The 23,129-nt window shown below is 65.5% G+C and carries 22 protein-coding genes and 1 riboswitch; of the genes, 15 read left to right on the top strand and 7 right to left on the bottom strand.

Annotated features, from left to right (window positions below; translation table 11 throughout):
* Nucleotide 1: 1 nt before the first annotated feature.
* The 9 genes from J3481_RS12075 to J3481_RS12035 all read left to right on the top strand — a co-directional run bounded on the left by J3481_RS12075 (nucleotide 2) and on the right by J3481_RS12035 (nucleotide 9,717).
* Nucleotides 2–2,029: a BglG family transcription antiterminator gene (locus J3481_RS12075; protein ID WP_206832363.1), complete on the top strand. Its 2,028-nt coding sequence runs from the start codon at nucleotides 2–4 to the stop codon at nucleotides 2,027–2,029.
* Nucleotides 2,030–2,034: 5 nt separating this feature from the next.
* Nucleotides 2,035–2,463, top strand: coding sequence for a PTS sugar transporter subunit IIA (locus tag J3481_RS12070; RefSeq protein ID WP_206832364.1), 429 nt, complete (start codon nucleotides 2,035–2,037; stop codon nucleotides 2,461–2,463).
* Nucleotides 2,460–3,611, top strand: coding sequence for a mannitol-1-phosphate 5-dehydrogenase (locus J3481_RS12065; RefSeq protein WP_206832365.1), 1,152 nt, complete (start codon nucleotides 2,460–2,462; stop codon nucleotides 3,609–3,611). The genes J3481_RS12070 and J3481_RS12065 overlap by 4 nt, the downstream gene beginning before the upstream one ends.
* Before the next feature lie 41 nt (nucleotides 3,612–3,652).
* On the top strand, nucleotides 3,653–3,916 hold the full coding sequence (locus tag J3481_RS12060; RefSeq protein ID WP_206832399.1) for an HPr family phosphocarrier protein: 264 nt from the start codon (nucleotides 3,653–3,655) through the stop codon (nucleotides 3,914–3,916).
* A gap of 10 nt (nucleotides 3,917–3,926) precedes the next feature.
* Complete coding sequence (gene ptsP, locus J3481_RS12055; RefSeq protein WP_206832366.1) at nucleotides 3,927–5,633, top strand: phosphoenolpyruvate--protein phosphotransferase; 1,707 nt, start codon at nucleotides 3,927–3,929, stop codon at nucleotides 5,631–5,633.
* Between the two features lie 356 nt (nucleotides 5,634–5,989).
* On the top strand, nucleotides 5,990–6,565 hold the full coding sequence (locus J3481_RS12050; RefSeq protein ID WP_206832367.1) for an RNA polymerase sigma factor: 576 nt from the start codon (nucleotides 5,990–5,992) through the stop codon (nucleotides 6,563–6,565).
* Nucleotides 6,558–7,346 carry an anti-sigma factor gene (locus J3481_RS12045; RefSeq protein ID WP_206832368.1) on the top strand — a complete coding sequence of 263 codons (789 nt, stop codon included), beginning with the start codon at nucleotides 6,558–6,560 and terminating at the stop codon, nucleotides 7,344–7,346. The genes J3481_RS12050 and J3481_RS12045 overlap by 8 nt, the downstream gene beginning before the upstream one ends.
* 179 nt (nucleotides 7,347–7,525) lie before the next feature.
* Nucleotides 7,526–8,080: a hypothetical protein gene (locus J3481_RS12040; protein WP_206832369.1), complete on the top strand. Its 555-nt coding sequence runs from the start codon at nucleotides 7,526–7,528 to the stop codon at nucleotides 8,078–8,080.
* Entirely contained in the window at nucleotides 8,080–9,717 is a 1,638-nt protein-coding gene (locus J3481_RS12035) for a hypothetical protein (protein WP_236011624.1), read from the top strand. The genes J3481_RS12040 and J3481_RS12035 overlap by 1 nt, the downstream gene beginning before the upstream one ends.
* Before the next feature lie 60 nt (nucleotides 9,718–9,777).
* Here the strand turns inward: J3481_RS12035 and J3481_RS12030 are convergent, their stop codons facing one another.
* Together J3481_RS12030 and J3481_RS12025 are read right to left on the bottom strand one after the other, a co-directional pair.
* Nucleotides 9,778–11,460, bottom strand: coding sequence for an ATP-binding cassette domain-containing protein (locus J3481_RS12030; RefSeq protein ID WP_206832371.1), 1,683 nt, complete (start codon nucleotides 11,458–11,460; stop codon nucleotides 9,778–9,780).
* Complete coding sequence (locus tag J3481_RS12025; protein ID WP_206832372.1) at nucleotides 11,390–12,337, bottom strand: energy-coupling factor ABC transporter ATP-binding protein; 948 nt, start codon at nucleotides 12,335–12,337, stop codon at nucleotides 11,390–11,392. The genes J3481_RS12030 and J3481_RS12025 overlap by 71 nt, the downstream gene beginning before the upstream one ends.
* 108 nt (nucleotides 12,338–12,445) lie before the next feature.
* Here J3481_RS12025 and J3481_RS12020 point away from each other — a divergent pair, with 108 nt between their 5' ends.
* Nucleotides 12,446–13,039 (top strand): biotin transporter BioY, encoded by a 594-nt coding sequence (locus J3481_RS12020; RefSeq protein WP_206832373.1) that lies wholly within the window; start codon nucleotides 12,446–12,448, stop codon nucleotides 13,037–13,039.
* 143 nt (nucleotides 13,040–13,182) lie between these two features.
* Nucleotides 13,183–14,805 (top strand): putative bifunctional diguanylate cyclase/phosphodiesterase, encoded by a 1,623-nt coding sequence (locus tag J3481_RS12015; protein ID WP_206832374.1) that lies wholly within the window; start codon nucleotides 13,183–13,185, stop codon nucleotides 14,803–14,805.
* A 342-nt stretch (nucleotides 14,806–15,147) separates the two neighbouring features.
* On the opposite strand, the gene J3481_RS12010 is transcribed toward J3481_RS12015, so the two are convergent.
* The gene (locus tag J3481_RS12010) at nucleotides 15,148–15,501 is read right to left on the bottom strand and encodes a DUF5684 domain-containing protein (RefSeq protein WP_206832375.1); all 354 of its coding nucleotides are present in this window, start codon (nucleotides 15,499–15,501) and stop codon (nucleotides 15,148–15,150) included.
* A 163-nt stretch (nucleotides 15,502–15,664) separates the two neighbouring features.
* On the opposite strand from J3481_RS12010, the gene J3481_RS12005 reads away from it, so the two are divergent.
* From J3481_RS12005 to crcB, 4 genes are all read left to right on the top strand, one after another.
* Nucleotides 15,665–16,900 carry an alpha/beta hydrolase gene (locus J3481_RS12005; RefSeq protein WP_328702133.1) on the top strand — a complete coding sequence of 412 codons (1,236 nt, stop codon included), beginning with the start codon at nucleotides 15,665–15,667 and terminating at the stop codon, nucleotides 16,898–16,900.
* Nucleotides 16,901–16,905: 5 nt separating this feature from the next.
* The gene (locus J3481_RS12000; RefSeq protein WP_206832377.1) at nucleotides 16,906–17,691 is read left to right on the top strand and encodes a 3-hydroxybutyrate dehydrogenase; all 786 of its coding nucleotides are present in this window, start codon (nucleotides 16,906–16,908) and stop codon (nucleotides 17,689–17,691) included.
* A 45-nt stretch (nucleotides 17,692–17,736) separates the two neighbouring features.
* A riboswitch (Fluoride riboswitch) is annotated at nucleotides 17,737–17,798 on the top strand.
* 71 nt (nucleotides 17,799–17,869) lie between these two features.
* Nucleotides 17,870–18,286, top strand: a complete 417-nt coding sequence (locus J3481_RS11995; RefSeq protein ID WP_206832378.1) for a fluoride efflux transporter FluC — start codon at nucleotides 17,870–17,872, stop codon at nucleotides 18,284–18,286.
* Nucleotides 18,283–18,654, top strand: a complete 372-nt coding sequence (gene crcB / locus J3481_RS11990) for a fluoride efflux transporter CrcB (RefSeq protein WP_206832379.1) — start codon at nucleotides 18,283–18,285, stop codon at nucleotides 18,652–18,654. Before J3481_RS11995 ends, crcB begins: the two co-directional genes overlap by 4 nt.
* 21 nt (nucleotides 18,655–18,675) lie before the next feature.
* Here the strand turns inward: crcB and J3481_RS11985 are convergent, their stop codons facing one another.
* The 4 genes from J3481_RS11985 to J3481_RS11970 form a co-directional block, all read right to left on the bottom strand.
* On the bottom strand, nucleotides 18,676–19,416 hold the full coding sequence (locus J3481_RS11985) for a hypothetical protein (protein WP_206832380.1): 741 nt from the start codon (nucleotides 19,414–19,416) through the stop codon (nucleotides 18,676–18,678).
* 341 nt (nucleotides 19,417–19,757) lie between these two features.
* Nucleotides 19,758–20,231: a GtrA family protein gene (locus J3481_RS11980; RefSeq protein WP_206832381.1), complete on the bottom strand. Its 474-nt coding sequence runs from the start codon at nucleotides 20,229–20,231 to the stop codon at nucleotides 19,758–19,760.
* A 28-nt stretch (nucleotides 20,232–20,259) separates the two neighbouring features.
* Nucleotides 20,260–21,375, bottom strand: coding sequence for a 5-methyltetrahydropteroyltriglutamate--homocysteine S-methyltransferase (locus J3481_RS11975; protein WP_206832382.1), 1,116 nt, complete (start codon nucleotides 21,373–21,375; stop codon nucleotides 20,260–20,262).
* 39 nt (nucleotides 21,376–21,414) lie between these two features.
* Nucleotides 21,415–23,037: an MFS transporter gene (locus J3481_RS11970; RefSeq protein WP_206832383.1), complete on the bottom strand. Its 1,623-nt coding sequence runs from the start codon at nucleotides 23,035–23,037 to the stop codon at nucleotides 21,415–21,417.
* Between the last annotated feature and the right edge of the window lie 92 nt (nucleotides 23,038–23,129).

Below are 23,129 nucleotides of genomic sequence, written 5' to 3'. Positions count from 1 at the left end.
CATGGTCAGCGAACTGACGGATCGCCAAAAGCTCCTGCTCTCTGAACTGGTGCGGCACTCGGAAGGCGTGGATCCTTCCGAGGCCGCGCGCCGTTTGGATGTCAGTCGGCGGACGCTGCAGCGCGACTTGCGCGCCGTCGCCGGCTGGCTCCGACCATTCCGCGCGCGCATCGAGAACCAGAAGGGCCGCGTGCGCGTGGTGGCCTCGCCGCAGGAGCTGCGCCGCATCGAGGCCGCGCTGGGCCCCGTCATGCCGCAGGCCGCGCCGGTCACGCCGCGGCAGCGGGCCGCGCTCCTCGCCCTCTGGCTCCTAGCGGAGCCGGGGCCGCTCAAACTCGCGTATCTGGGCAAGGTGCTCGATGCCGCGCCCGCGAGCTTGAGCAGCGATTTGAACGATCTCGCCCCGTGGCTGCGGGCGCGCCGCCTGATCCTGGTGCGCAGGCAAGGTTTCGGCGTGCTGGTGGAAGGCGGCGAGGCGGCCAGGCGCGAAACCATGGCTGACATCGTCTACGAGCAGATTCCTCCTTATGAACTCGCGCGCATGACGGTGCGAGAAGGCGATCTCAGCCATCCAGTCGCGCGCTGGCTCGTACAATGGGTCAAACCCGAGGCGCTGAAGGCCCTGGCGGACGTCGTGGAGTCCGTGCTCGGGGCGGCCGAGCCGCCCATCGAGGAGGCGGATCGGTTCGAGGTCTGGCTGTACGCGGTGATTCAGTCCCTGCGCGCATCGCGAGGCGGCCGGCTGCTTGGCGAAGAGGTGGAAGGCGACGCCAGGCCGAGCGATATCGCCACGGCGAGAGAGCTCCTGGTGCGCGCCGCCCAGGCCATCGGCCTCGAGGCCATCGCGACCGAGCCGGAAATCCGCTATATGGCCCGGCACCTCGCGGGCCTGCGCGTGCGCTTGGACGACGATTTCCGCCTGCTGCCTTCCAACGTGACCGCGCTCGATCTCGCCCATCGGTTCGTGCGCGCGGTTCAGGACATCACGCAACTGCCGTTCACGTCCGACGAGCTGTTGATGAGTGACCTGGCGCAGCATTTGGCGCCTGCGCTCGATCGCGTCCGCGCCGGGCTGCCGATTCGCAACCCGCTGCTCGAGATGGTCAAGGTCCGGTACCCGGAGCTCTTCGCCGCGGCTGCGGCGGCGTCCCGCGCCGTGTTTGCTCCGCACGGACTGGACTTGCCCGAAGAGGAGATCGGCTTTCTGACCATGCACCTCGGCGCGTCGCGAGAGCGGCAGTCGGCGGAGGCGCGATGGCGGGCCGCCATCGTGTGTCCGCACGGGCTCAGTTCGGCGCGGTTGCTTTTGAGCCGCGTGCGCAAGGAGTTGCCCGAGGTGTCGGCGGTGCAGGTGGCGCCAGCGCAATCGGCCTCTCACCTGGACGCCGACATCGTGTTGTCCACGGTTCCGCTGCCCGAGACGGAGGTGCCGGTCGTGGTGGTGTCGCCGTTTCTCACGGACGAAGACATCCGCCAGGTCCGGTTGGCGCTCGCCGGGATCGAGCGGCGATGGCGTCCGTCGCCCGAATCGGGCCGGCGCTTGTCCGGCGGCCCGACCACATGGGCCCTGCACCTGGCGTCGTCGGTCGAGATCGAGCGCATCCGCGCGGAAACGATGGACGACCTCATTCCTATCGTCGCGCGCCACGTCGTGAGGCGCGGGCGCGCGCCCGCCGCGGAGCCGATTGTCAAAGCCATCGAGCGCCGGGAGCGGCTGGGCAGCGTCGTCCTGCCGGGGCGTCAACTCGCGGTTCTGCACGCGAGGACCGATGCCCTCGACGGGCCGTTTGTCGGCGTCTATCGATTGGAGCGGCCGATGCGCACGCCTGGCGTGGGCGAGGACGAGCCCGTGGCCGTGGTGCTCGTCCTGCTCGCGCGGGTGGAGGAGGACGCGGAGGCCATCGAGTGTCTGGGCCGCATCTCGGTCGCCCTGGTCGAGTCGCAATCGTTGGTGGAAGCGTTGAAAAGCGCGGAAGAAGAACAGGTGCGACAGCACCTGTACGATGCCATGGTTCATCTGGGGGAGTGAATAAGATGGTGACATTGGACGCGCGCCATGTGGCGCTCAACCTGCGCCCAGAGCCGAAGGAGGACGCCATCCGGCGGGTGGGCCGGATGCTGGTCGATCTCGGCCACGTGGAGGCGCCGTACGTGGACAGCATGATCGAGCGCGAGGCTTCGACCACCACGTACATCGGCAACGGGATCGCCATTCCGCACGGCATGCCGGATTCGGTGAAGTACATCCGCGCGTCGGGGATTGTCGTGGCTCAGTACCCGGACGGGGTGGATTTCGGCGGCGAGCGGGCGCATCTGGTCATCGGGATTGCGGGCAAGGGCGAGGAGCACATGGAGCTTTTGTCTCGAATTGCCACGGTCTGCATGGATGAGGCGAACGTGACGAGGCTGGTCCAGGCGTCGTCGCCGGACGAGATCGTGGCCATTCTGGAGAGTGCGCCATGAAGCGGGCGCTGCACTTTGGCGCGGGCAACATCGGCCGGGGGTTCATCGGCTGGCTGCTCGTGGACGCGGGATTTCAGGTGACGTTTGCGGATGTGGTGCCGGGTCTTGTGCGGGACATCGCTGAGAAGCGGCGCTACCGCGTGATCGAGCTCGGCGAGGAGAAGCGCGTCGTCGAGGTGGAAGGTGTCGACGCGTGTCTGCTCGATTCGGAGCGCTGCGCCGAGCTCGCGGCGGAGAGCGACTGGATCACCACCGCCGTCGGCGTGCGGCACCTGGCGGCGGTCGCCGAGGTGCTGGTGCAAGGGTTCCGCCTCCGCATGCAGGCGGATCGCGGCGGTGACGTGATCGTCATCGCCTGCGAAAACGCGGTGCGCGCGACGTCGCAACTGCGCGATCACGTCCTTCGGCTCGCCGACGACGCGGTGCGCTCGTTCGTGGACGCGCGCGTCCGCTTCCTCGATGCCGCGGTGGATCGCATCGCGCCCAACCGCGAGGAGCACGCCGAGGAGCCGCTCGACTGCGTGGTCGAGTCGTATTACGAGTGGGTCGTGGAAGGAAGCCCCGTGCCCGGCGCGCCGTCCGGCATCTCGTGGGTGTCGAACCTCGATCCGTATCTGCAGCGCAAGCTGTACCTCGTCAATGGCGCGCACGCCGCCATCGCGTACCTGGCGCATCTCTACGGCATCCGGACCATCGGCGAGGCGCTGTCGCATGCGGATATCCGGCAGCACGCGGCGCAGTTTCAGCAGGAAGCCGCGCGGGGGCTCGCGCACCGGTATGCCGAATTTGACCTCGGCCATCTCGCCGCGTACGCCGACAAGGTGCGCGCGCGCTTCGCGAATCCATACGTGGTCGATCACGTCGGCCGCGTCGCGCGCGATCCCCTGCGCAAGCTGGCGCCGGGCGAGCGCCTGATGGGTCCCCTGATGGCCGCGGCCGAGGCGGGTTGCGAGGCGCAGGCCATTCAGCGCGCCATCGCGTCGGCGCTTTGCTACGACGATGACCAGGACGAGGCTTCGGTCGAGCTTGGGCGGCTCATCGCCGAGATCGGCGTGGAGGGCGCGGCGCGCAAGGTGTGTGGCCTGGATGGGCCGCTTTTGGAGGGCGTCGTGTCGGCGTACCAAGCGTTGAAGGCCCAGTTCCGCTGAGGATGAGACGAAAACACGCACAGGAGGTTATGGAGATGGCAATGGCACAACGAGAGATCGAACTGAAGAACCCTTCCGGGCTGCATGCGCGGCCAGCTTCGCTGTTTGTGGCGGAGGCGAACAAGTTTCAGTCGGAGATTTACCTCGAGGCCAAGGGCAAGCGAATCAACGCCAAGAGCATTCTGGGGCTGTTGTCGCTCGCCATTGGGCAGGGCACCGTCATCAAGATTGAGGCGGAGGGCGAAGACGCGGAACAGGCTGTGAACGCGCTCTGCGATCTCGTCGCATCCGGATTCGGCGAGTGAGGTGACGCACATGGGCACGGTGTATCGCGGCGTGGCCGCGTCGGACGGCGTGGCCGTCGCCAAGGCCTGGGTGATGGCGCCGGCGGCGTTGTCCGTCGAGCGCGTGGAAGGTGCCGATCCGGCGGCGGAGTGGGCGCGCGTGGAGCAGGCCATCGCCGCCGCCAAGCAGGAGCTCGAGGCGCTCCGCCAGACGGCGCTCGAGAAGATGGGGGAAGCGGAGGCGCAGCTCTTCGTCGCGCACGCGCAGATGTTGGACGATCCCGAGCTCGTGGGGCAAATTCGCCAGTACCTTGAGGCGGAGCGCGTGAACGCCGAGTGGGCGGTCAAGAGCGTGATCGACATGCTCGCCAGCATCTTCGAGGGGCTGGACGACGAGTACATGCGCCAGCGCGCCGCCGACGTGCGCGACGTGGGCAACCGCCTCCTGCGCCGCCTGCAGGGCGCCGAAGGCCACCATCTCGCGGACATCTCCGAGCCCGTCGTCCTGGTGGCGCGCGATCTCGCCCCGTCCGACACGGTGCAACTGGACGCCGCGCTCGTGCGCGCGTTTGTGACGGATGTGGGCGGACGCACGTCGCACACCGCCATCATGGCGAGATCGCTCGGCATTCCGGCCGTGGTGGGCCTCGGCGACATCACCGCCCGCGTGCAGTCGGGTCAGCGCATCGCGGTCGACGGCGGTGAGGGCCTGGTTGTGGTGGATCCGGGCGAGGACGACTTGGCGCGCTTCGCCCGGGAGATGGAGCGCCAGCAGGGAGAGCGGGCGCGGCTTGCCGCGCTGCGCGACGCCGCGTCGGTCACGCCGGACGGCCGCCGGGTGGAAATCGCGGGGAACATCGGGACGCCCGCCGAGGTGGCGCAGGTGCTGGCGCAGGGCGGCGAGGGCATCGGCCTGTTCCGGTCCGAATTTCTGTACATGAACCGGGAGACGCCGCCCACCGAGGACGAGCAGTTCGCAGCCTACAGGGAGGTCGCGGAGGCCATGGCCGGGCGCCCGGTGATCATCCGCACGCTCGACGTCGGCGGAGACAAGGGCATCCCGTATCTCGGCCTGCCGCAGGAGGACAATCCGTTCCTCGGCTACCGAGCCATTCGGGTCTGCCTGGACCGGACCGATCTGTTTCAGACTCAGCTCCGCGCCATTCTGCGCGCCTCCCACTACGGCAAGCTGCGCGTGATGTTCCCGATGATCGCGACGGTGGAGGAGGTGCGGGCGGCCAAGGCCCAACTCGAGGCGGTCAAGGCGTCGCTGCGCCGCGAGGGCGTGCCGTTCGACGACCACCTGGAAGTCGGCATCATGATCGAAATTCCCGCCGCGGCCGTGGTGGCGGATCGCCTGGCGAGGGAGGTCGACTTTTTCTCCATCGGCACGAACGATCTCGTCCAGTACGCGCTCGCATGCGACCGGTTGAACGAGCGCATTGCCCATTTGTATCAGCCGCTCAACCCAAGCGTGCTGCGGCTGGTGAAGATGGTGATTGACGGCGCGCACGCGCATGGCAAATGGGTCGGCATGTGCGGCGAGCTGGCGGGAGATCCGCGCGCGACGGCCATTCTTTTGGGCCTCGGGCTGGACGAATTCAGCATGAGCGCGGGTTCCATTCTCAAGGTGCGCGACGTCGTGCGCAGCACCCGTTATGAGGATGCAAAGGCGTTGGCGGCCCGGGCGCTCGAGGCGGATACCGAGGCGGATGTGCTGCGGCTGGTGGAAGGCTGAGGCCCTTCCGTTCGATGCGTTCGGCAACGAAGATCCCGCGGGGCACGTCGCCCCGCGGGGACTTTGAATATCGCCCACGGGGAGGAGGCGTGTGTCGTCCCCGCTCAGAAGCCCAGCGACCCTTCGCGATTCTCTCCCTATCGCGTCCGCTCTCGCGGCGCTTCCTCCCAACGCCCCGTTTTCCTTTCGCGGCCCCCGACTGATCCCACATCCATTTCTCTGCGTATGACTTCATGAAACGCCACGTCAGAGTCGAGGGGCGGCGAGCCATGGCGTCCACCTTGTCCCGCGCAGCGGCTTCCACTATCATACGTGACAGCACAACCAACTCCATCGTCCGTTTGAGGAGAGTGGACATGAACGGTGAGCTGTCCGACGACATGCTGCTTGCCGCCATCGCGCGCGGGCAGCGCGACGCGCTCGAGGCCCTGTACGATCGGTTTGCGCGCCTCGTGTACAGCTTCGCGTACCGCGTGACCGGGGACGTCTCGCACGCCGAAGAGATTGTGCAGGACGTGTTCGTCAAGGTGTGGCGTCAGGCGCATGCGTACAACCCCGCGCTCGGCAAGGTGTCGACTTGGCTGTTGACCATCGCGCGCAGGTCCGCCATCGACCTTCACCGCCGGGAGCGACGCCAGCAGCACGAGTCTGGAGAAGATCTGTTTCCCGTTCTCGCGGATCACGGCCCCACGCCGGATCGCCTGGCGGAACAAAGCGATCTGCGATCCCGCATCCGTCAGGCGCTTGCCAAGCTTCCCGAGGAGCAGCGTCAGGTCGTGGAATGGATGTACTTTCAGGGGTACACGCAGAACGAGATCGCCGAGCGATTCGGTTGGTCTCTGGGCACCGTGAAGAGCCGCGCCCGCCTGGCGATGCAGAAACTGCGCGACGAACTCGAGCGCGTCGGATGGGAGGTGGAGGGCCGTGGCTGACAAGATGTGCGATCTGTGTGCGCTCTACGCCCTCGGCGGGCTGGATGACGCCGACCGCGTGGCGTTCGAGGAACATCTCGCCACGTGCGCGGAGTGTCAGGCCGAGTGGGCCCGCATGAAACCCATCACCGACGCCATGTTGTACGACTTCGACGAAGTGGAGCCGCCTTCCGGGATGCGCGATCGCGTCCTGACCGCCGTGCTTGCGGAGATCGACGCCGATGCCGAACGGGCCGCCGCGTCGCCGGAAGTGGCGAAGGAACGAGCGGAGGTTTCGCGCGAAAGCACGACGTCCGCACCGAATGCGTCGACCGTGCCACCGTGGTCCGCGCGCAGGGGACGCCGCCGCATGCGGGCTTGGTGGATGGCGCCCTGGGCTGCGCTGGTGTTCGTCGCGGCGGGGCTTGGCTGGGCACTGCACCGCGTTGCGCCGTCCGAAGCGATTGGGCAGGTGAAAACCCAGATTCAGCTGGCGCCGACCGCGGGGATGGGAAGCGCGCAGATGTGGGTCATCGATTCGCCGCAGGGCAAGGAAATGCTGATTCGATTTCACGGGTTGAAGCGGCCCGAGGGTTCTCAGGTGTACCAGGTCTGGGTGATTCACCAAGGCCAGCCCCCGCAATCCGCCGGCGTGTTTGTGCCGGATGCGCAGGGGAACGCCGTGTTCGCGTCGCTCATGCCGAATGAGCAGGTGAACATCGTGGCCGTAACGCTCGAGCCGAAGGCCATCGACGTCCGGCCGCTCGGCACTATGGTGTTCAAGGCGCAGCTGTCGACGTGAGGGCAAAGCTGCGGATGGCCACTCACACCATGTTTTCAAGACGTTCTCCAGCTGATCGCATAAGCGCTGTCCGAGTTCCGGGCAGCGCTTTTTTAATGCGAACTGGCCATCGGGGCTGATCCAGATGACCGCGGTGCGCGTATTCCTAGGCGAGTGGCGCCCAGGAGGAGGGGTTGGGGATGCGAATCCATCGGTATCAGGCGTGGATCCTGCTTGTCGTCGGTTATGAATGGCTTGTCTCCGGGGTGAACAAGGTGCTTGCGCACGGTTTCGTGCGCGGGTTGGGCGCAGAGCTCGCGTCAGCGGAACACGATTTGCCGTACCGCTTCTACGCTTCGCTCTTGGATCACGTGTTCGTTCCACATGCGGCGTTCTTCGCCTGGCTCGTGATGGTAGGCGAGCTGGCGAGCGGCGTTGCGCTTTTGATGGCCGGCCTTGTGGCGCTCATTCGTCCGCTGTCCTTGGTCGAAAGGGCCGTCACCGCAGCCGCGCTCGGTGTCGCCAGCTTCATGGTGCTCAACTTCTTCTTCTTTCAGGGCGGCAGCTACTTTATCAACCCGTCGGACCCGTACGATGAGGGCATCCCCGTCGACTTTGTGCTCTTCTGGATTCAAATGGGGCTCATGATAGCGCTTCTCAAAGAACATTCGAGAGAAGAAGTGATCCAAATCTCCCGCTCCACCGTAGATCAAAGTGAAAGATTCCACAGGACCCATGGAGGGATGTCAAAGTGATGATGAAAAACAAAACCAAGTGGCTCGGCGCTTCCGCAGCCTGCATGATCGCACTCGGAGGGACGTCCAGCGTCGCGATGGCGGCAACCAATTCGAACATGTGGCCGGTCAAGCCGGCGCCGGTGACCGCGAACGCGGCCATCAACCTGCGGGTCGATCTCGACAACCTGCTCGCGCAACACGCCGTGCTCGCCATCGAGGCGATGGAAGCGGGTTACGACAACGCGCCGGACTACAACAACTGGGTGAATCTGCTGAGTCAAAACACGGACGCGCTTTCGAGCGCCATCGCTTCGGTGTACGGTTCGCAAGCCGGAGCGCAGTTTAAGCAGATGTGGAGCGCACACATTCAGGACTTTGTGAACTACGTCGTGGCCACCGTGAAGAACGATCCGTCCGGTCAGCAGGCGGCCCTCAACGCTCTGCAACAGTACGAGCAGAACTTCGCCAAGTTCCTCGCATCGGCCAATCCGTACCTGAGCGAACAGGCGGTTCAGGACGGTCTTCGCCAGCACGTGCAGGAACTCCTCACCGCGTTTAACGACTACGTCAACAAAGACTACACCGATATGGCGCAGGAACTCGTCGAGGCGTACAACCACATGTTCATGGTCGGAGACGCGCTCGCGGGCGCCATCGTCAAGCAGTTCCCGCAAAAGTTCGGAACGGCTTCACCCGACACGGCCGCCGCGAACCTGCGCGTCACGATGGATCAATTGCTCGCCCTGCACGCAGATCTCGCCAACCTCGCCATGGAGGCGGGCTACAGCGGTGCGGGTGACTTCCAGGCCTTGGCCAACGTGCTGAACCAGAACACGGATGATTTGTCGAACGCGTACGGTTCGGTTTACGGATCGCAAGCGGGTGCGGAGTACAAACAGCTGTGGGCGGACCACATCAACGACTTCGTCAACTACGTCGTCGCCACGGCGAAGAATGACGCAAGCGGACGCCAACAGGCCGTGAATGCGCTTGAGGACTACAAGGTGCACTTCGCGGAGTTCCTCGGAAGCGAGGACCCAAGCCTCAGTGTGCAGGCGGTGGAGGATGGCCTGGAGACGCACATCGACGAGCTGTTGGCAACGTTTAACGACTACGTCAACAAGGACTACGCGGATTCCGCCAACGAGTTCGCCATGTCCTACAACCATATGTTTATGACCGGCGATTCACTGGCGGCGGGCATTGTGAGCCAGTTCCCCACGAAATTCGAGAGCGCGAGCGACTCCTGGACGTGGACCGGCATCTCGCTCGAGGTGAACGGCCAGGCCTGGGAGATGCCGCTCGGCGTCTGGGGCGTGAATCCGGCGACGAATCAGAGCGAGCAGTACATCCCCATCTGGTACGTGATGCAGGTGCTCGACAAGCTGAACATCCACAACAGCTGGAACGGCCACGAATGGATGATCCAAACGGGCGGATCGTACAACTGGAACGCCAAGTTCAACGGCGGGTACATCACGCTCGACATCAACGGACACGTGGTCGGCATGGCCAACGGGGCGGTTCTGACCGATCCGTATTCGCACAAGCCCACCACGTTCATGGCGATGTCGGATGTGGCCAAAATCCTGAACGATCTCGGCCTGAAATACACCTGGGGCGGTTCCACGCTCAACATCATGACCTCGATGTGAGCCGCCGAATCGCCTCCACAGGCGCCCAATCTGAAGCCCGGCGAAACCACTCGCCGGGCTTCAGCGCGTCCAGACGAGGAGCGCGAGGCCCGCGGCCGCGATCGCCATGAGGCCCGCATCTTTCCCGCGCACGCGCCACTCGGGCAACAGGGCGGAGGGAGGCGGGACTTCAAACAGCCGGCGCGCCTCCATGGCGTCCGCCGTGGTCTCGCCGAACCGCAGCATGCGGATGACAAACGGCGCGATGACGTTGGCCACGTCCACGAGGAGCCGCGAGGTCGTGACGGCGCGGCCGGCGTTCTGGCATCGCACGCGGTATGCGTACCATTGCTCGCGGTAGATGGCGTCCACCGCGGGAATGAAACGCGTCACGAGCGCTCCAAACCAGCTGACGACGAGCCGCTGGCGGCGAGGCACGAGGCGTGCCAGCGCCCGATGGGCCAGGGCCGCAAACTGGAGCGACGAGAAGCGAGCGAGCGCAAGCTGTCCCAACTGCAGAAAGCACCAATACGGCACGACCTCCAGCAGGGTGTGCTGCGCCGCGGCGGGATGAAAGGCCCAGCGGGCGTGGAACGGCGGCCCGAGCTGCAGGCCGCTCACGGCGCAGGCCAGGGCGGCGAAGCTCGCCCAGGTCCACGTCAGACGAAGCGTGGTCCGCACCGCAGCACGCAGGACGCACAACAGCGCGAGCGTGACGATCACGGCCGCGAGATCGCCCCAAGGCCGGTGGACCAGCGCGATGGCGATCGTGAGCGCGGTGACGATGAGCCAGCGCAGGGCGGGGTGAAAGTCGGCTTTGCGGGGCGTGACGGGCGTCGCCATGGCGCCTTCGTGCGAAGCGGCGGCCGCCCCGCATGCCGCGGAAGCCTCGTCGGCTTCGCCTGTCGTGCCGAAGCGGGCCTGGGCGTGCGCGGGGGGCGCGGCTTTCTCCGCTGGCTGGCCGGTGGCAGGCGCCTCCAGGAGCTTTGCGGCGAGATCGCGCGGGCGGCAAAGCGAAGGCGCGGGTCCGCCGCTCGCCGCGAGGGCCAGGGCCAGGCGCACGGAAGGCGGCACGGGCACGCCGGCTTCCGCCAAAGGCAGGGCGCGTTCCACAAACGCCTGCGGCGTCCCGTCGAAGGCGATGCGGCCGTCGGCCAGGGCGAGCACGCGGGTGGCGCGAAACAGCGCCTCGTCGAGATCGTGCAACGCCGTGATGGCCAACCCGCCCTGCTCGACAAAGCGCTCGATCTCGTCCAGGATCTCCGCGCGGGACGCCGCGTCGAGGCCGCTCGTCGGCTCGTCGCAGAGAAGCACCTGTCCGGGTCGCGCGAGCGCCATGGCGTAGACGAACTTGCGCTGCATGCCGGTGGACAGGCGGGAGGGTAGGTCGTCCGGCCGGAGATGGCCGAGGCCAAGGGGCGCCAGCCGGGGCGCCACCCATTCGCTCCAGCGGTTCCGGACCTCGGCGCTCGGGAGCCGCAGGCTCGCGGCGAACTCCTCGGCCGCCGGGGTGGCGAACAAGAGCCGCTCCGGCGCTTGCGGCAAGTACGTGGGCCGGACCGGCTCGTCGCCCTCGCCGCGGCAGAGGATCTCGCCGGATAAGGGGACGGCGATCCCGGCCAGCGCATCGAGCAGCGTGGACTTGCCCGCCCCGTTGCGCCCGACGAGCAAGATCCATTCGCCGGGCGACGCCTCAAACGAGATGTTCGACAGAATCGGCGTCTCGCCGCGCGCGAGCGTCAAGGACCTGACCTGCAACTGCACGCCGCCATCCCTCCACAAATTCCTGTTCCGTCAGGGGTGCAAAGTCGGCGCCCGTCGCGTCCCGGATGTGGCGCGCCGCCCGGATGAGGTAGGGCGGCTCGAAGCCGAGATCGTCACAGGGCGCTTGGCCGTTGTCTCCGTAGAAAAAGTCGCGAGGCGACATGGGCGCGCTCATCGAGCCGTCTTTCACCACCATCACCGCGTCCGCCGCCAACACGTCGTCCATGTCGTGCGTGACGAGGAGCACGGTTCGGCCGGTTTGAGCGAGGCGGCGAAACAGCGAGCGCATCGCGGCGCGCGCGTCGGGATCGAGCTCCGCCTGGGTCTCGTCCATCAACAGGACGTCGGCGCCGGATGCCAGCGCGCCTGCGATCGCGAGCTTGGCCATCTCGCCGCCCGACAGTGCGTCCACCGGACGGTTCAGGGGAACCGAAAGTCCCACTGTCCGCATCCAATCGCGGATCTCGCCCTCGAGTGCCCTCCCATCCGGTTCGCGCTCGCGGAGGTGAGTGGCGCGCGCGGCGATGGAGACCGCGATCTCTTCTTCCACCGTCTGCCCCACAAAGCTCGCCGCGGGCGGCTGAAAGCCCATCTGCACCCGCCAGCGGGCGGTCTGCCACGCCTCGCCGTGCACGGCCAACTCACCCTCAAACCGGGCGAGTCCCACGAGGGCGCGGAAAAACGTCGTCTTGCCTGCGCCGTTCGGCCCGACCAACGCCACGACGCATCCGGCCGGGACCTCGCCCGATACGTCGCACAGCACGGGCTTGGCGGCGCCGTGCGGGGTGACGAACAGGTGGCGCCACGCGATGGCGGGCGGCCGAGCCGTCTGCGCGCTCGGGTTCTGCGTGAGTCGGTTCCATTGAAATTCCGACATGGGACGTCGTTCGCCCCCCATTCGCGGTTGTCTTTCACCTGGATTGTCAACTATAATCTGCTCGTAGGTTAACAATATCACATCGACCTAGGGGAGTGGTCAAGTTTCATGGCCAAAGTTCGCGGACTCATCTTCTGTGCCCTCTTCATCGCCATCTTCGCCGTTTTGAGCCTCGTGCAGATTCCCGTCGGCTCGGTGCCCATCACGCTGGAGACGCTGGTGGTGCAGGTCTGCGCCGGGCTGCTCGGGCCGTGGTACGGCGCGCTGACGTTCGTGCTTCTCATTGTACTGGATCTCGTCGGCCTGCCGCTCATCGGCGGGCACGCCGGGCCAAGCCTGATGCTCGGCCCGACGGCGGGCTACATCTGGGGCTGGCCGTTCTGCGCGCTGTTTGCCGGACTCGCCATCGCGCGCGTGCGGCCCGGATCGCGCGGCGAGATCGCCAAGCTCATCGCCATCCTGTTTGTGCTGGGCGATCTCGTCTGCTACATCCCGGGCGTGCTCTGGCTGCGGCACGTGGTGCCGTCCCTCCATCCGTGGGGAAGCGCGCTGGCGGGCGGCATGTGGCCGTTTCTGCCAGGCGACTTTGTGAAGAGCGTGCTGGCGGCCGTCATTGTCGCGCGCGTGCGCCGCGTGTATCCGACGGAGCGGATCTTGCGCGGCGAGCGGTATGTGGCGCAATCCGGTGCGGCGGAGTCCTGACGCCAAAACTCGACTGCGGAATGCAAAGGCCCGCGCCTCGACTGAGGCGGCGGGCCTTTGCTGCGTCGTTGTGCGGAGAAGGATTTTGCATTTCTAAGCACGAACTACAACGATACACATGCTCCGCGCGGGGGGCGGAACGAATGCGGGCGTGGCTGAAGTGGCTCTTGTTGAAGCCGTTGGCGACCGAATACCGACTGTTGGCGTACGTGGTCAGCATGCAGGTCGTTGTGCTGGCCATGGTGGCGGCCATCATCTGCGATGCGGCGGGCGGCGTGCACGCGTTGGCCCACTGGGAACAGGCCATCAGGGTGGACAGCCTGCCCATCCTCCGCGTGATGGCCTCGCGTCCACTTTATCTGACGCTTTGGATCGCCGGCATCGGCACCGCACTCCTCCTCGCTTTCTCCGCCTTTGCGTACCGCGAACTGTTCCTCGATCTGCGCCAAAAGCGGGATCTGCGCAGACGCCTCGCGCACGAATCGAGTCACGACGCGCTCACGGGCGTCCTCAATCGCGCCTACTTCATGGACTATTTCGAATACGCCGTGCGCGCGGCCGAACGCGATGCGGACCGACTGGCGTTGCTGTATGTCGATCTCGACCGGTTTGAAGCGCTGAACGCCGCGTTTGGCTATCGCGCAGGCGACGAGGTGTTGCGCGCCGTGGCCCGGGGATGGCAAGCCGAAAAGCGCAGCGCCGACGTCTTGGCCCGCCTGGGCGGAGACGAGTTTGCCCTCCTCGTGGCGCACGCAGGGCCAGAACTCGATGTGCTCGCCGTGGCGAACCGGCTCATGGCTTCGTGCCGCGAAGTCGATCCGTGGGCGAATCGGTTCGATCTCGGCGCGTGTGTCGGAATTGCCTTCTTTCCCGAAGATGGGACCACGCCGGACGTCCTGTTTCGCAAGGCGGAGCTGGCGGTGCAGCGCGCGAAGCGGCGAGGGCGGCACCAGGTCTGCTTCTATCGGGAGTCCATTGCGGCGGCCATGTCGCGGGCGGATCGCCTGCGGAACGAATTGCCTCGCGCCATTGCACGGGGCGAGTTGTACGTGGTGTACCAGCCCGTCGTGGACGCGAAGTCGGGCGAGTTGGTGTCCGCGGAGGCGCTCGTGCGCTGGCGGCACAAGGAGTTCGGCGAATTGTCGCCGGGCGAGTTTCTCCCGATTGCGGAGGAAGCGAGGTTGATGCCGGCCATCACCCGGCGCGTGATGGAGGAGGCCATCGCAAGCCTCGCGGCGTGGCGGGAGAGCGGGCTGTCGCTCACCATCTCCTTGAACATCTCCGCGCAGGACTGCCAACTGTACGGCGATCTCGTCGACGACCTCTCGCGCGCGGTCGCCGAGCACGGCGTGAAGCCGGAAGACGTCGAGATCGAGCTGACGGAGCAGTCGCTGATGGAGCACGCGGCGGAGGATTTGGTCCGGTCGCTGTGTCAGCGCGGCTTTCGCATCGCGCTCGACGACTTTGGCACGGGGTACGCGTCGCTCGCGTATCTGCGGCGGTTTCAGGTGACCCGGATCAAAATTGACCGGAGTTACGTGGCGCGCCTGTACACAAATGAGTACTATGAGCGGCTGATTCGCGCCGTGATGGCGCTTGCGAGTGAACTGGGGCTCGAGGTCACGGCAGAAGGCGTGGAGACCGCGGAGCAGGAGGCACTCCTGCGGGCGATAGGCGTGAACAGGCTGCAGGGCTTTCGCTACGGCCGGCCTGTGACCGCGTCGGCCCTGCAGGAGGTAGCGGCGGGGCGGGTGGATCTGCGCTAGCGGAGATCAGCGACATGTGCGGCCATGAGGTGGGGGATGCCAATCCGCGGTCATTCTGTTCGTCAAAGCAAAAAGCGCCATACGTGTCGAACCTACACGTTGGACCTCGCCCGCCTGAAATGGCTTGGTGGACACCATTTTTTCTCACAAGATGGGGTGAAGTCCTCCTTTGGGCGCGGAAAACCCTTGCCGCACCAAATCTCGTGAATCTGCCAGCGGCTGATAGAGGCTGATAACGAAAAGGAGGACATGGCGTATCTCGAGGAGCCGTACGTACCGCATCCCGTCGTGGGCGCCCTGTGAATCGAAGAGCGCCCCGGCCGGAAGACCGGGGCGCCCGTTTCACGCGCTCACCCCCACATATTGCGTCTCCTCTTCGAAACCCCATACAATCCATATGATGGTATACACCAGCGGAACAAGGACCCACCACACGTTCGCGCCGCTGTGGCCGAACGCGCGGCAAAGTTTGACCTGCCAGATGATCCAGAACACAATGTCCACAATCGGTACGAGCAGGACGAGCAACCACCAGGCGCTCTTGCCGATCATGCGGAGCTGCAGGACGATGTTCAGCACGGGCACCCAGGCGAACCAGGCCATCTTCCGGAGCCCCGCCTTCTTCGCGAGGCGGTAGAAGGCGATGGACGTGAGGACGTAGAGCGCGATCTCGACGAGGTACCACAGGACGAGCACGCGATCACCTCCTTCATCCGTCGTCGGCACCCCCTCCTTCAACGTATGTTGCAAATGGCACGATATGAGAATCGCACCGCCTCGCTGCCAGGCCGCGGCGAACAGCAGGAAGGCGGCAAAAGAAAGCGAATTCATGGGGAGACGCGAGGGAGGAGGAGGGCGCGTGGACAACGACGGATGGCTCGTCGCAGAAGCGTCAGCGCGAATGGCCCGCGGGCTCGAGTGGCTTCCGGATCTGACCACACAAGGCCAGGGCGCGCACGAGGACGCGCAGGCGCTCGTCTATCGGCCGCCGCGCATCGTTCGCCGGGTGCCTGGGTATCAGTGGCACGGCGCGCTGGGCCGCGCCCAGGCGGTGCTCCGCATCCCGCGGGACTGGAACGGCAAGCTCGTCATCGGTGCCACGCCCGCTGTCCGCTCGGAGTTCGCGCTGGATCACCTCGTCTCGGACATCGTGTTGCAAAGGGGCTACGCCTACGCAGCCTGCGACAAGGCGACGCCAGGGCTCACGTTGCGCGATCCCGCCCGGTCCATGGCGGAGTGGGAGTATGCTTACGTCCACCTCATCGAGGTGGCCAAGCGCGTGCTCGCCCTGCGTTTCGCGCAGGTTCCGCTTCGCACCTACGTGCTCGGCGTGTCGAACGGCGGCTACGTGGCGCGGATTCTCGCCGAGCGGCATGCGGACGGGATCGACGGCGCCGTGGACTGGGAAGGCGTGTATTGGGCTCCGCAAGGACAGCACCTTTTGAAGACCCTTCCGACGTGGATCGCCGGGTTCGCCGCGTACGCGCGGGCCGATGGCCCCGAGCGCAAGCGATGGCGGGACCATCTCGTCGCGCTCGGGCTTCCGCCCGGCGCCGAGCCCCACTGGGCCATCTACTACCAGATGTACTGGCTCGTCACCCTCTGGCTCTACGGGCGCAATCTGGATCCCGACTGGCCAAACTTCGCCCTTCCTTGGTCGAACGACTGGTTGGCCGATCCGTCCGCCCTTGCGGCCTACCCGGCTGAGGAGCGGGCAGGGCGCGTCGCGACGCGCATTGCGCCCATCGTCAACACCGGCCGTATCGGCGCGCCGGTGCTCACCGTGGCGGGCAACTGGGACTGCCTGCTCCCGTTTGCGGCGCATCAAACGGCCTACGCCCAGGCGGTCGCCGCCGCAGGCCGTGCGCACCTGCACCGGCTGTACGAGATCGACCGCGGCAATCACGTGGACGGGCTGTTGCGGCTCGATCGCGGCGACCAGCAGCCGGTCTTCCCGTATTTCGAAGCGGCGTTTTTGTGCCTCGAGCGGTGGGTCGAGCGCGGCGAGGAACCACCGCCGGGCGGCCTGTACCGCACTATGGACCATCTCGCTCGGGGCGCGGAGCTGTACGCAGACACCAACCTGGAGGCGTGATGAGCATGCAGATTTCGTTACAAGGGCGCGTCGCTGTCGTCACCGGTGCGGCGAGCGGGATTGGGCTCGCCGTCGCCACGGCCATGGCCGAAGCGGGGGCGCGCGTGGTGTTGTCCGATTTGCGGCAGGACGCGGCGGAAGCGCAGGCACAGGCTCTGCGGCAGCGCGGACTGGACGTGACGGCCGTCGCGGCGGACGCCTCGGACGAGGGCGAGATCGACCGGCTGTTCACGCAGGCGGAAGCGCAGTACGGCCGCGTGGACATCGTGGTCAACAACGCGGGCATGCAGCATGTGGCGCCCATCGAGGAGTTCCCGGCCGACGTCTTTCGCAAGATGGTGGACCTCATGCTCACGGGGCCGTTTTTGAGCATCAAGCGGGCGCTGCCCGGGATGAAGGCGCGCGGGTATGGGCGGATCCTCAACATGGCGTCCGTCAACGGCCTCATCGGTTTCGCGGGCAAGGCGGCGTACAACGCGGCCAAACACGGGCTCATCGGCCTGACGAAGGTCGCGGCGCTCGAGGCGGCCGAGCACGGCGTGACCGTGAACGCGCTCTGCCCCGGTTACGTCGACACGCCCCTCGTCCGCAACCAGCTGGCCGATCTCGCCCGCACGCGCAACGTCCCCGTGGAGCAGGTGCTGGAGGACGTGATCTATCCGCTCGTGCCGCAGAAGCGGCTGCTCTTCCCCGAGGAGGTCGCGCACTACGCCGTGTTCCTCGCGTCCGATCTCGCCGCCTCCGTCACGGGCCAGGCCGTCGTGATCGACGGGGGATACGTGGCGCAGTGAGCGCGCGCTTGTCTTCCGCGCGCCGATTCGTTACGATGAGGGCACAATCCGTCAGGTGATGGAGCTCACCGGAACCGCCCGCCAGGGCTGATGGCTCCTGCGATGTGTGGACGCATGCTGGGCTGCGTTCGCGCGTGGCAGGGGCCATTTTCATTGGGAAGCGAAGGGGGAGAGGGTTTTGGATGAATGGAAGAAAATCGCCGCCGTGCTGGTCGGCGGCGCGCTGGGCGGAGGATTGCGCGATCTCGTCGACGTCGCCGTGGGTCAGGTGCACCTGTTCCCGCTCGGCATCTTTGCCATCAATTTGACGGGCGCCTTTGTGCTCGGCCTGATTCAGCAACTGGCGGTGAGGCACGCGCTTCCGCACTGGCTGGTGGCAGGACTGGGGCCGGGTGTCATGGGCGGCTACACGACGTTCTCCACGTTTGCCGTCGGCGCTTGGGAGGCGCTGCGGCTCGCTCCGTGGCAGGGCGTGCTGTACGTGGTGTTGACCGCCGTCCTCGGGCCTCTGTGCGCATGGCTCGGAACGAAGGTGGTGCCAGCACAGGCGACACCCGAAGAGGAGTGGGAAGCGGAAGAGGAGGTCTCGCTGTGAACGACGCCGTGCTTTGGTTGACCACGGGCGGATCGGCCATCGGGGCCGTGCTGCGATATCTCGTGGGCCAGTGGATTGGCAAGGTGAACAAAACGCCATTTCCGTGGGGGACGTGGATCATCAATATGGTGGGCACGCTGTGCCTGGCGCTCTTCACGGCGCGCCTCGCGCACGAAGACCCGCACCTTTTCATCTTTCTCGGCGCGGGTTTTTGCGGCGGATTCACCACGTTCTCGAGCTTCTCCACGGAAACCGTGGGGCTGTGGAGAACGCATCGCGGCTTGGCCATCGCGTACGTGGCGTCGTCCGTCCTCTTGGGACTCGCCATTGCCGCCGTGGTGAACGCGTGGATGCCTCGCGCCGCTTGAGTGGCCGTATCGCGGCGCGAGTCAGCCCGAAGACGCGTTCGTGGCCTCGTTGGACGGTCCACCGGGCGAGCCCGTGACGTTCGGGAGGCCGGAACGTGGAGGCGGTTGGGTAACGGCCTGTGACTTTTCGCGCGCGATATCGCCCGGCAGGGATTCGATGAGCTTCTTCCAATCGACGTTGGAACCAACGTCTTGCTTGAATTCGTCGGTATAATCGTCGTCCGCCACCTTCCAGGCGCCCGTCGCATCCTGTTGCAGCGTCAACCTATGAACGACGCCCGGGAAGTTTGCGAGAACTGCTGGACTGGCGGTCATATGTTCGGTTGCCGCAGGCAAAATGGAGACCGTGGCTTTGTGGCGCCACAGGGTGCAACGGAAGATGGTGGGGTGATAATGGAAATCGTGAATCCAGGCATCTCCCCATGACTTCCACGAGACGTAAAAGACTGTCATCCTTCCGTCTGCATACTTCTGCGACGGCGTGCCTTGTACCATCAAAAAGTCGGGCAACGTGAGCTGTCGCGTATACTGATTGACAAGCGGCATCTCAACGTACAACTCGGACGTGTAGAGGACCTTTTCAAGTGTGGAAGCGGACGAATGCTGTTCTTGCCACCACTGTTGGACCACGTCCCCCGAGGATGGCACGGGGACGGGCGCTGGATTGGAGAAGACGCGCGGCGCCTCCCAAATCGCGAGGAATGCACCGGCCAGAAGCACAGTAGCGCCTGTCGCGAGGGCCATAAAACGCGCCGTCACCACGAAATCACCCCTCATAGAGGAAAAAGAGATAAAATATGAGAGGATCATAGCTTGGCGCGATTTGCCTGTCAATACCCAAAAATCAAAATTTGATCTCAAGGAAACCGAGAGGAACTCATACCATGAAAACCCGCGCCCGCCTCGGTCTCGCGGAGGCTCATCTTGGGTGAATGAATGGGGATTTCAAAAACCAAATGCGCGCGCAGTCCCCGTGGACACCACCCTGATTTGAGGAATGCGCGCGCATGGGTGACAAACTGATCATAGCATGGGAGACGAAAATGTGGGAAGGTAATTGTTGATTTCAAATCCAATCCATTGGGCCCGTTAGCGCAAGCTTCCTATCGGCGATGCGTCTCCAGGTGAAGCACATTTCGCCGCTTGAACACGAACATGCGCATGAACACGTACGAGACGGACGACGAGACGAACATCGCGCCGCCCTTGGCGATGTTGCTTCCCAGCATGTAGGGGAGTCCGCGATGCGTGACCAGGTAGTCGTTCGCGCCCACCAGAATCGCGTCGTTCAACACCAGGTTGATGAGCGACTGCAGCGCGAACTTCATTTTCTCCCTGCGGGATCCCGTCGCGATGTCGCCGAAGGTCCAGAACCGGTTCCACAAGTAGCTGTTGCAGATGGCCGCCATGACGCCGATTGTGTTGTACGCCATCAGCACAAGCGGAGACCTCGTCGGAAACGCGAGCAGAAGCGCGTTTAACACGCCGAGATCGACGGCCGCGTTCATCACGCCGACGAGCAGAAACTTGAAGTAGCGTCGCACATAGCGGTAGACGACGCGCACCGCGTACACCATTTGACCCCTCTTTTGCCTTTCTTCTCTGTCAGCCCCAGACCTCGTGCGCGATCTCGACGACGTGCCGCAACTTCGCCCACTGTTCCTCTTCCGTCAGCAGATTGCCCTCTTCCGTGGAAGCAAAACCGCACTGCGGACTCAGGCACAGTTGTTCCAGCGGAACGTAGCGCGTGGCCTCGTGAATCCGCCGCTTGACCTCGTCTTTGTCCTCGAGGGCGCCGTGCTTGCTGGTGATGAGCCCGAGCACAATGGAAAGCGACCTGCGGTTCACAAACCGAAGCGGCTCGAATCCGCCCGCCCGTTCCGTATCGTATTCGAGGAAGAAGCCGTCGATGTTGAGCTTCTGAAACAGGGTCTCTGCCACGGGCTCGTAGCCGCCGGACGAGATCCAGGTGGATCGGAAGTTGCCGCGGCAGATGTGCATGGTGATGGTCATGTCAGCGGGCTTTGCCGCGAGCGCCTTGTTGATGGTCTCCGCGTACTTCGCCTCAAGCCGCTTGGGATCGCGCCCCTTGGCGATCATCTGCTGCTTTTGCTCCTCCGAGCACAGGTACGCCCATGCCGTGTCGTCGAGTTGCAAATATCGGCAGCCCGCATCGTAAAACGCGCGGATGGCGCCCTGATAGGCCATGGCGAGATCGTGAAACATCTCGTCCTCGTCTTCGTACACCCCGTCCGCGATCTCGCCGCGGAAGTGCAACATGCTCGGGCTGGGGATGGTCATCTTCGCCACGTGCTCGCCCGCCGCCTCCTTCAGGAATCGGAAATGGGCGAGCATGGGGTGATCCTGCGGGAAGCCGAGCTTTCCGACGACGCGGATGGCGCGCGGGCGGGTGGTCACGTTGTGGAACTGAATGCCGCCCTGCTCGGGTTCGTAGCCCATCACGCCGTCGAGGTGCTCGAGGAAATCAAAGTGCCACCAGGAGCGGCGCAGTTCGCCGTCGGTCACCGCGGCAAGCCCAATCTCCTTTTGCTGCGCAACCACGCGGCGGATGGCCTCATTCTCCACCGCGGTGAGCTCGTCGCGGTCGATCTCGCCCGCAAAAAACCTGCGCCGCGCCTCCTTCACGGATTCCGGGCGCAGCAGGCTTCCGACGTGATCCGCGCGAAATGGCGGTTTCTGACCCAGGCTCGTGTGGGACATGGCCATCATCCTTGTCTCTCGGGATTTCATGGGACGAGGTCATGGTACCACAAACGTGCCGGGTTTGGCTTGAATCCCTTGCGCGGCCGCGGGGGCCGTGGCGTGGTCAGCCGGCTGGGAAAGCGGGCGGCCCTTACCCGTCGCCGCCATGAGGACGGACGCTGCGAACATGCCGAAACCCACCAGCAGGAGGACGTCCGCGGTGTGGTGCAGGGCCGCCGTGAGCGAGATGCGTTGGGCCTCCGCGAGAAGTGCGGCGCCCGCCAGGCGCTCGGCCAGCGTGAGATTCCCCGTCTTCGCTGCCAGCGCCGCCACCAGTTGATGGTACGCGGCGAGCGCGCTGGGCTGAAACAGGGTGACGTGATCGCGCAGGTGCTCGTACGCGATGGCGGCGCTGCGCCCCATCCACCAGCTCGCGAAAGAAGGGGCCAGGGCGCCCGCCAGGTTGCGGTGAAAGTGAAGCGAGCACGAGCGCAACCGCGCTTCGTGCACATCGCCCGCGAGCGCGGCGGTGAGCGCGCCCATGATGAGCACGAGCCCGATGAGACTCAGGGCCACGGCCATCTCGCAGCTCACGAGCGCGGCGGAGGCGTGTTGGCCCTGTCGCCGCCACGCCCAGGCCACGAGAACCACGCCGAGCGACCCGATGGCCCCGAGTGCGCCGGGGCCGACGATGGGATGCAACCAGGTGGCCAACATGGCGACGGCCGTGACGCAACCCGCAAAGACGAGCGCGGGAACCAGCCATTGGCGCGGGATGATTCCGCACAGGGCGTGTAGCCATTCGTAGCCCATCACGAGGACGAGGATGAGAGCCACATGGCTGAGGATGGCCATGGCCGCACCGCAAAGCTGGCGCAGGCTGCGAAGGGCTCTGTACTGCACCAGCGGCGCCCGGCAGCGAACTTCCCAGAGGATCCAGATGGCGAACAGGACGGCTGCTGCAGCCAGCCACGGCCAGACGCTCGGCGCGCCGAGGCCCGCCACCCGAATCTGGACGAGCGGCGGCGCGAGCGAGGCGGCCAACAGGGCGAGCAACGTCGTGCCGGGATGGTCCCAGCGCCCATGGGCGGCGGGCGGATCGGACGGCAGGGACCGAAGCCCGAGCGCCACCCCGATGGCCGAGCAAAGCCCGGCGACGACAAAGACGAGGCGCCAGGAATTCGTCAGGAGGGCCACGGCTCCGACCACGGTGCCGACGGCGGACATGCCAAACAGCCCGCCGATGGCGAAGGCGATGAACCGGCCGCGAATCGGCGCCGGAAACGAGATCAGGCTCACGGGCAGCGTGGTGAGAAACAGTCCGCCCGCGGCCATGCCTTCGAGGACGCGGCTGACGGTAAAGACGAGCGGATTCATCGCGACCGCAGACATCGCGCAGGACGCGAGAAAGATGGCCGCGAACCACGGATAGGTGCGCCGCAGCCCGAACCGCTGCGTGAGCGCAAGCCCGATGGGCACGCAGACGGCGAAGGCGAGGTTGGAAAGCGACGCCGCCAGGGCGAAGGCGCGCATACCCTCCGCCAGTCCGGACTGGATGAGGGTCTGATCCAGGATGGAAGATACGTTGGCAATGTATTGGGGACCAAACGAGAGCGCCGTGGAGACGAGAATCATCATCAGCCGGAGTCCTGGATGCCCGGCGGTCTTTGCGGTTTCCATGTCAACCTCCTCGCGGTTTCGTGAGATGAAATTCCGGAACGCCATTTCATTGTAGAGAGCCACATTGATTCCGTAAAATGCATTGATAGATA

This window comes from Alicyclobacillus fructus (assembly GCF_017329605.1).
GTDB lineage: Bacteria > Bacillota > Bacilli > Alicyclobacillales > Alicyclobacillaceae > Alicyclobacillus > Alicyclobacillus fructus.
Note: the sequence above shows the minus strand (reverse complement) of the source record. Positions and strands in the feature narration are given on the sequence as shown.

Excerpts from the sequence above, each read along its gene's own strand:
- J3481_RS12060 (WP_206832399.1), top strand. The coding sequence starts at position 3,653 with ATGGCACAACGAGAGATCGAACTGAAGAACCCTTCCGGGCTGCATGCG.
- J3481_RS11980 (WP_206832381.1), bottom strand. The coding sequence starts at position 20,231 with ATGGTGTACGCGGTGCGCGTCGTCTACCGCTATGTGCGACGCTACTTC.
- J3481_RS12025 (WP_206832372.1), bottom strand. The coding sequence starts at position 12,337 with ATGTCGGAATTTCAATGGAACCGACTCACGCAGAACCCGAGCGCGCAG.
- J3481_RS12065 (WP_206832365.1), top strand. The coding sequence starts at position 2,460 with ATGAAGCGGGCGCTGCACTTTGGCGCGGGCAACATCGGCCGGGGGTTC.
- J3481_RS12070 (WP_206832364.1), top strand. The coding sequence starts at position 2,035 with ATGGTGACATTGGACGCGCGCCATGTGGCGCTCAACCTGCGCCCAGAG.
- J3481_RS12040 (WP_206832369.1), top strand. The coding sequence starts at position 7,526 with ATGCGAATCCATCGGTATCAGGCGTGGATCCTGCTTGTCGTCGGTTAT.
- J3481_RS12020 (WP_206832373.1), top strand. The coding sequence starts at position 12,446 with ATGGCCAAAGTTCGCGGACTCATCTTCTGTGCCCTCTTCATCGCCATC.
- J3481_RS12015 (WP_206832374.1), top strand. The coding sequence starts at position 13,183 with ATGCGGGCGTGGCTGAAGTGGCTCTTGTTGAAGCCGTTGGCGACCGAA.
- J3481_RS12075 (WP_206832363.1), top strand. The coding sequence starts at position 2 with ATGGTCAGCGAACTGACGGATCGCCAAAAGCTCCTGCTCTCTGAACTG.
- ptsP (WP_206832366.1), top strand. The coding sequence starts at position 3,927 with ATGGGCACGGTGTATCGCGGCGTGGCCGCGTCGGACGGCGTGGCCGTC.
- J3481_RS12050 (WP_206832367.1), top strand. The coding sequence starts at position 5,990 with ATGAACGGTGAGCTGTCCGACGACATGCTGCTTGCCGCCATCGCGCGC.
- J3481_RS12000 (WP_206832377.1), top strand. The coding sequence starts at position 16,906 with ATGCAGATTTCGTTACAAGGGCGCGTCGCTGTCGTCACCGGTGCGGCG.
- J3481_RS12035 (WP_236011624.1), top strand. The coding sequence starts at position 8,080 with ATGATGAAAAACAAAACCAAGTGGCTCGGCGCTTCCGCAGCCTGCATG.
- J3481_RS11975 (WP_206832382.1), bottom strand. The coding sequence starts at position 21,375 with ATGTCCCACACGAGCCTGGGTCAGAAACCGCCATTTCGCGCGGATCAC.
- J3481_RS11970 (WP_206832383.1), bottom strand. The coding sequence starts at position 23,037 with ATGGAAACCGCAAAGACCGCCGGGCATCCAGGACTCCGGCTGATGATG.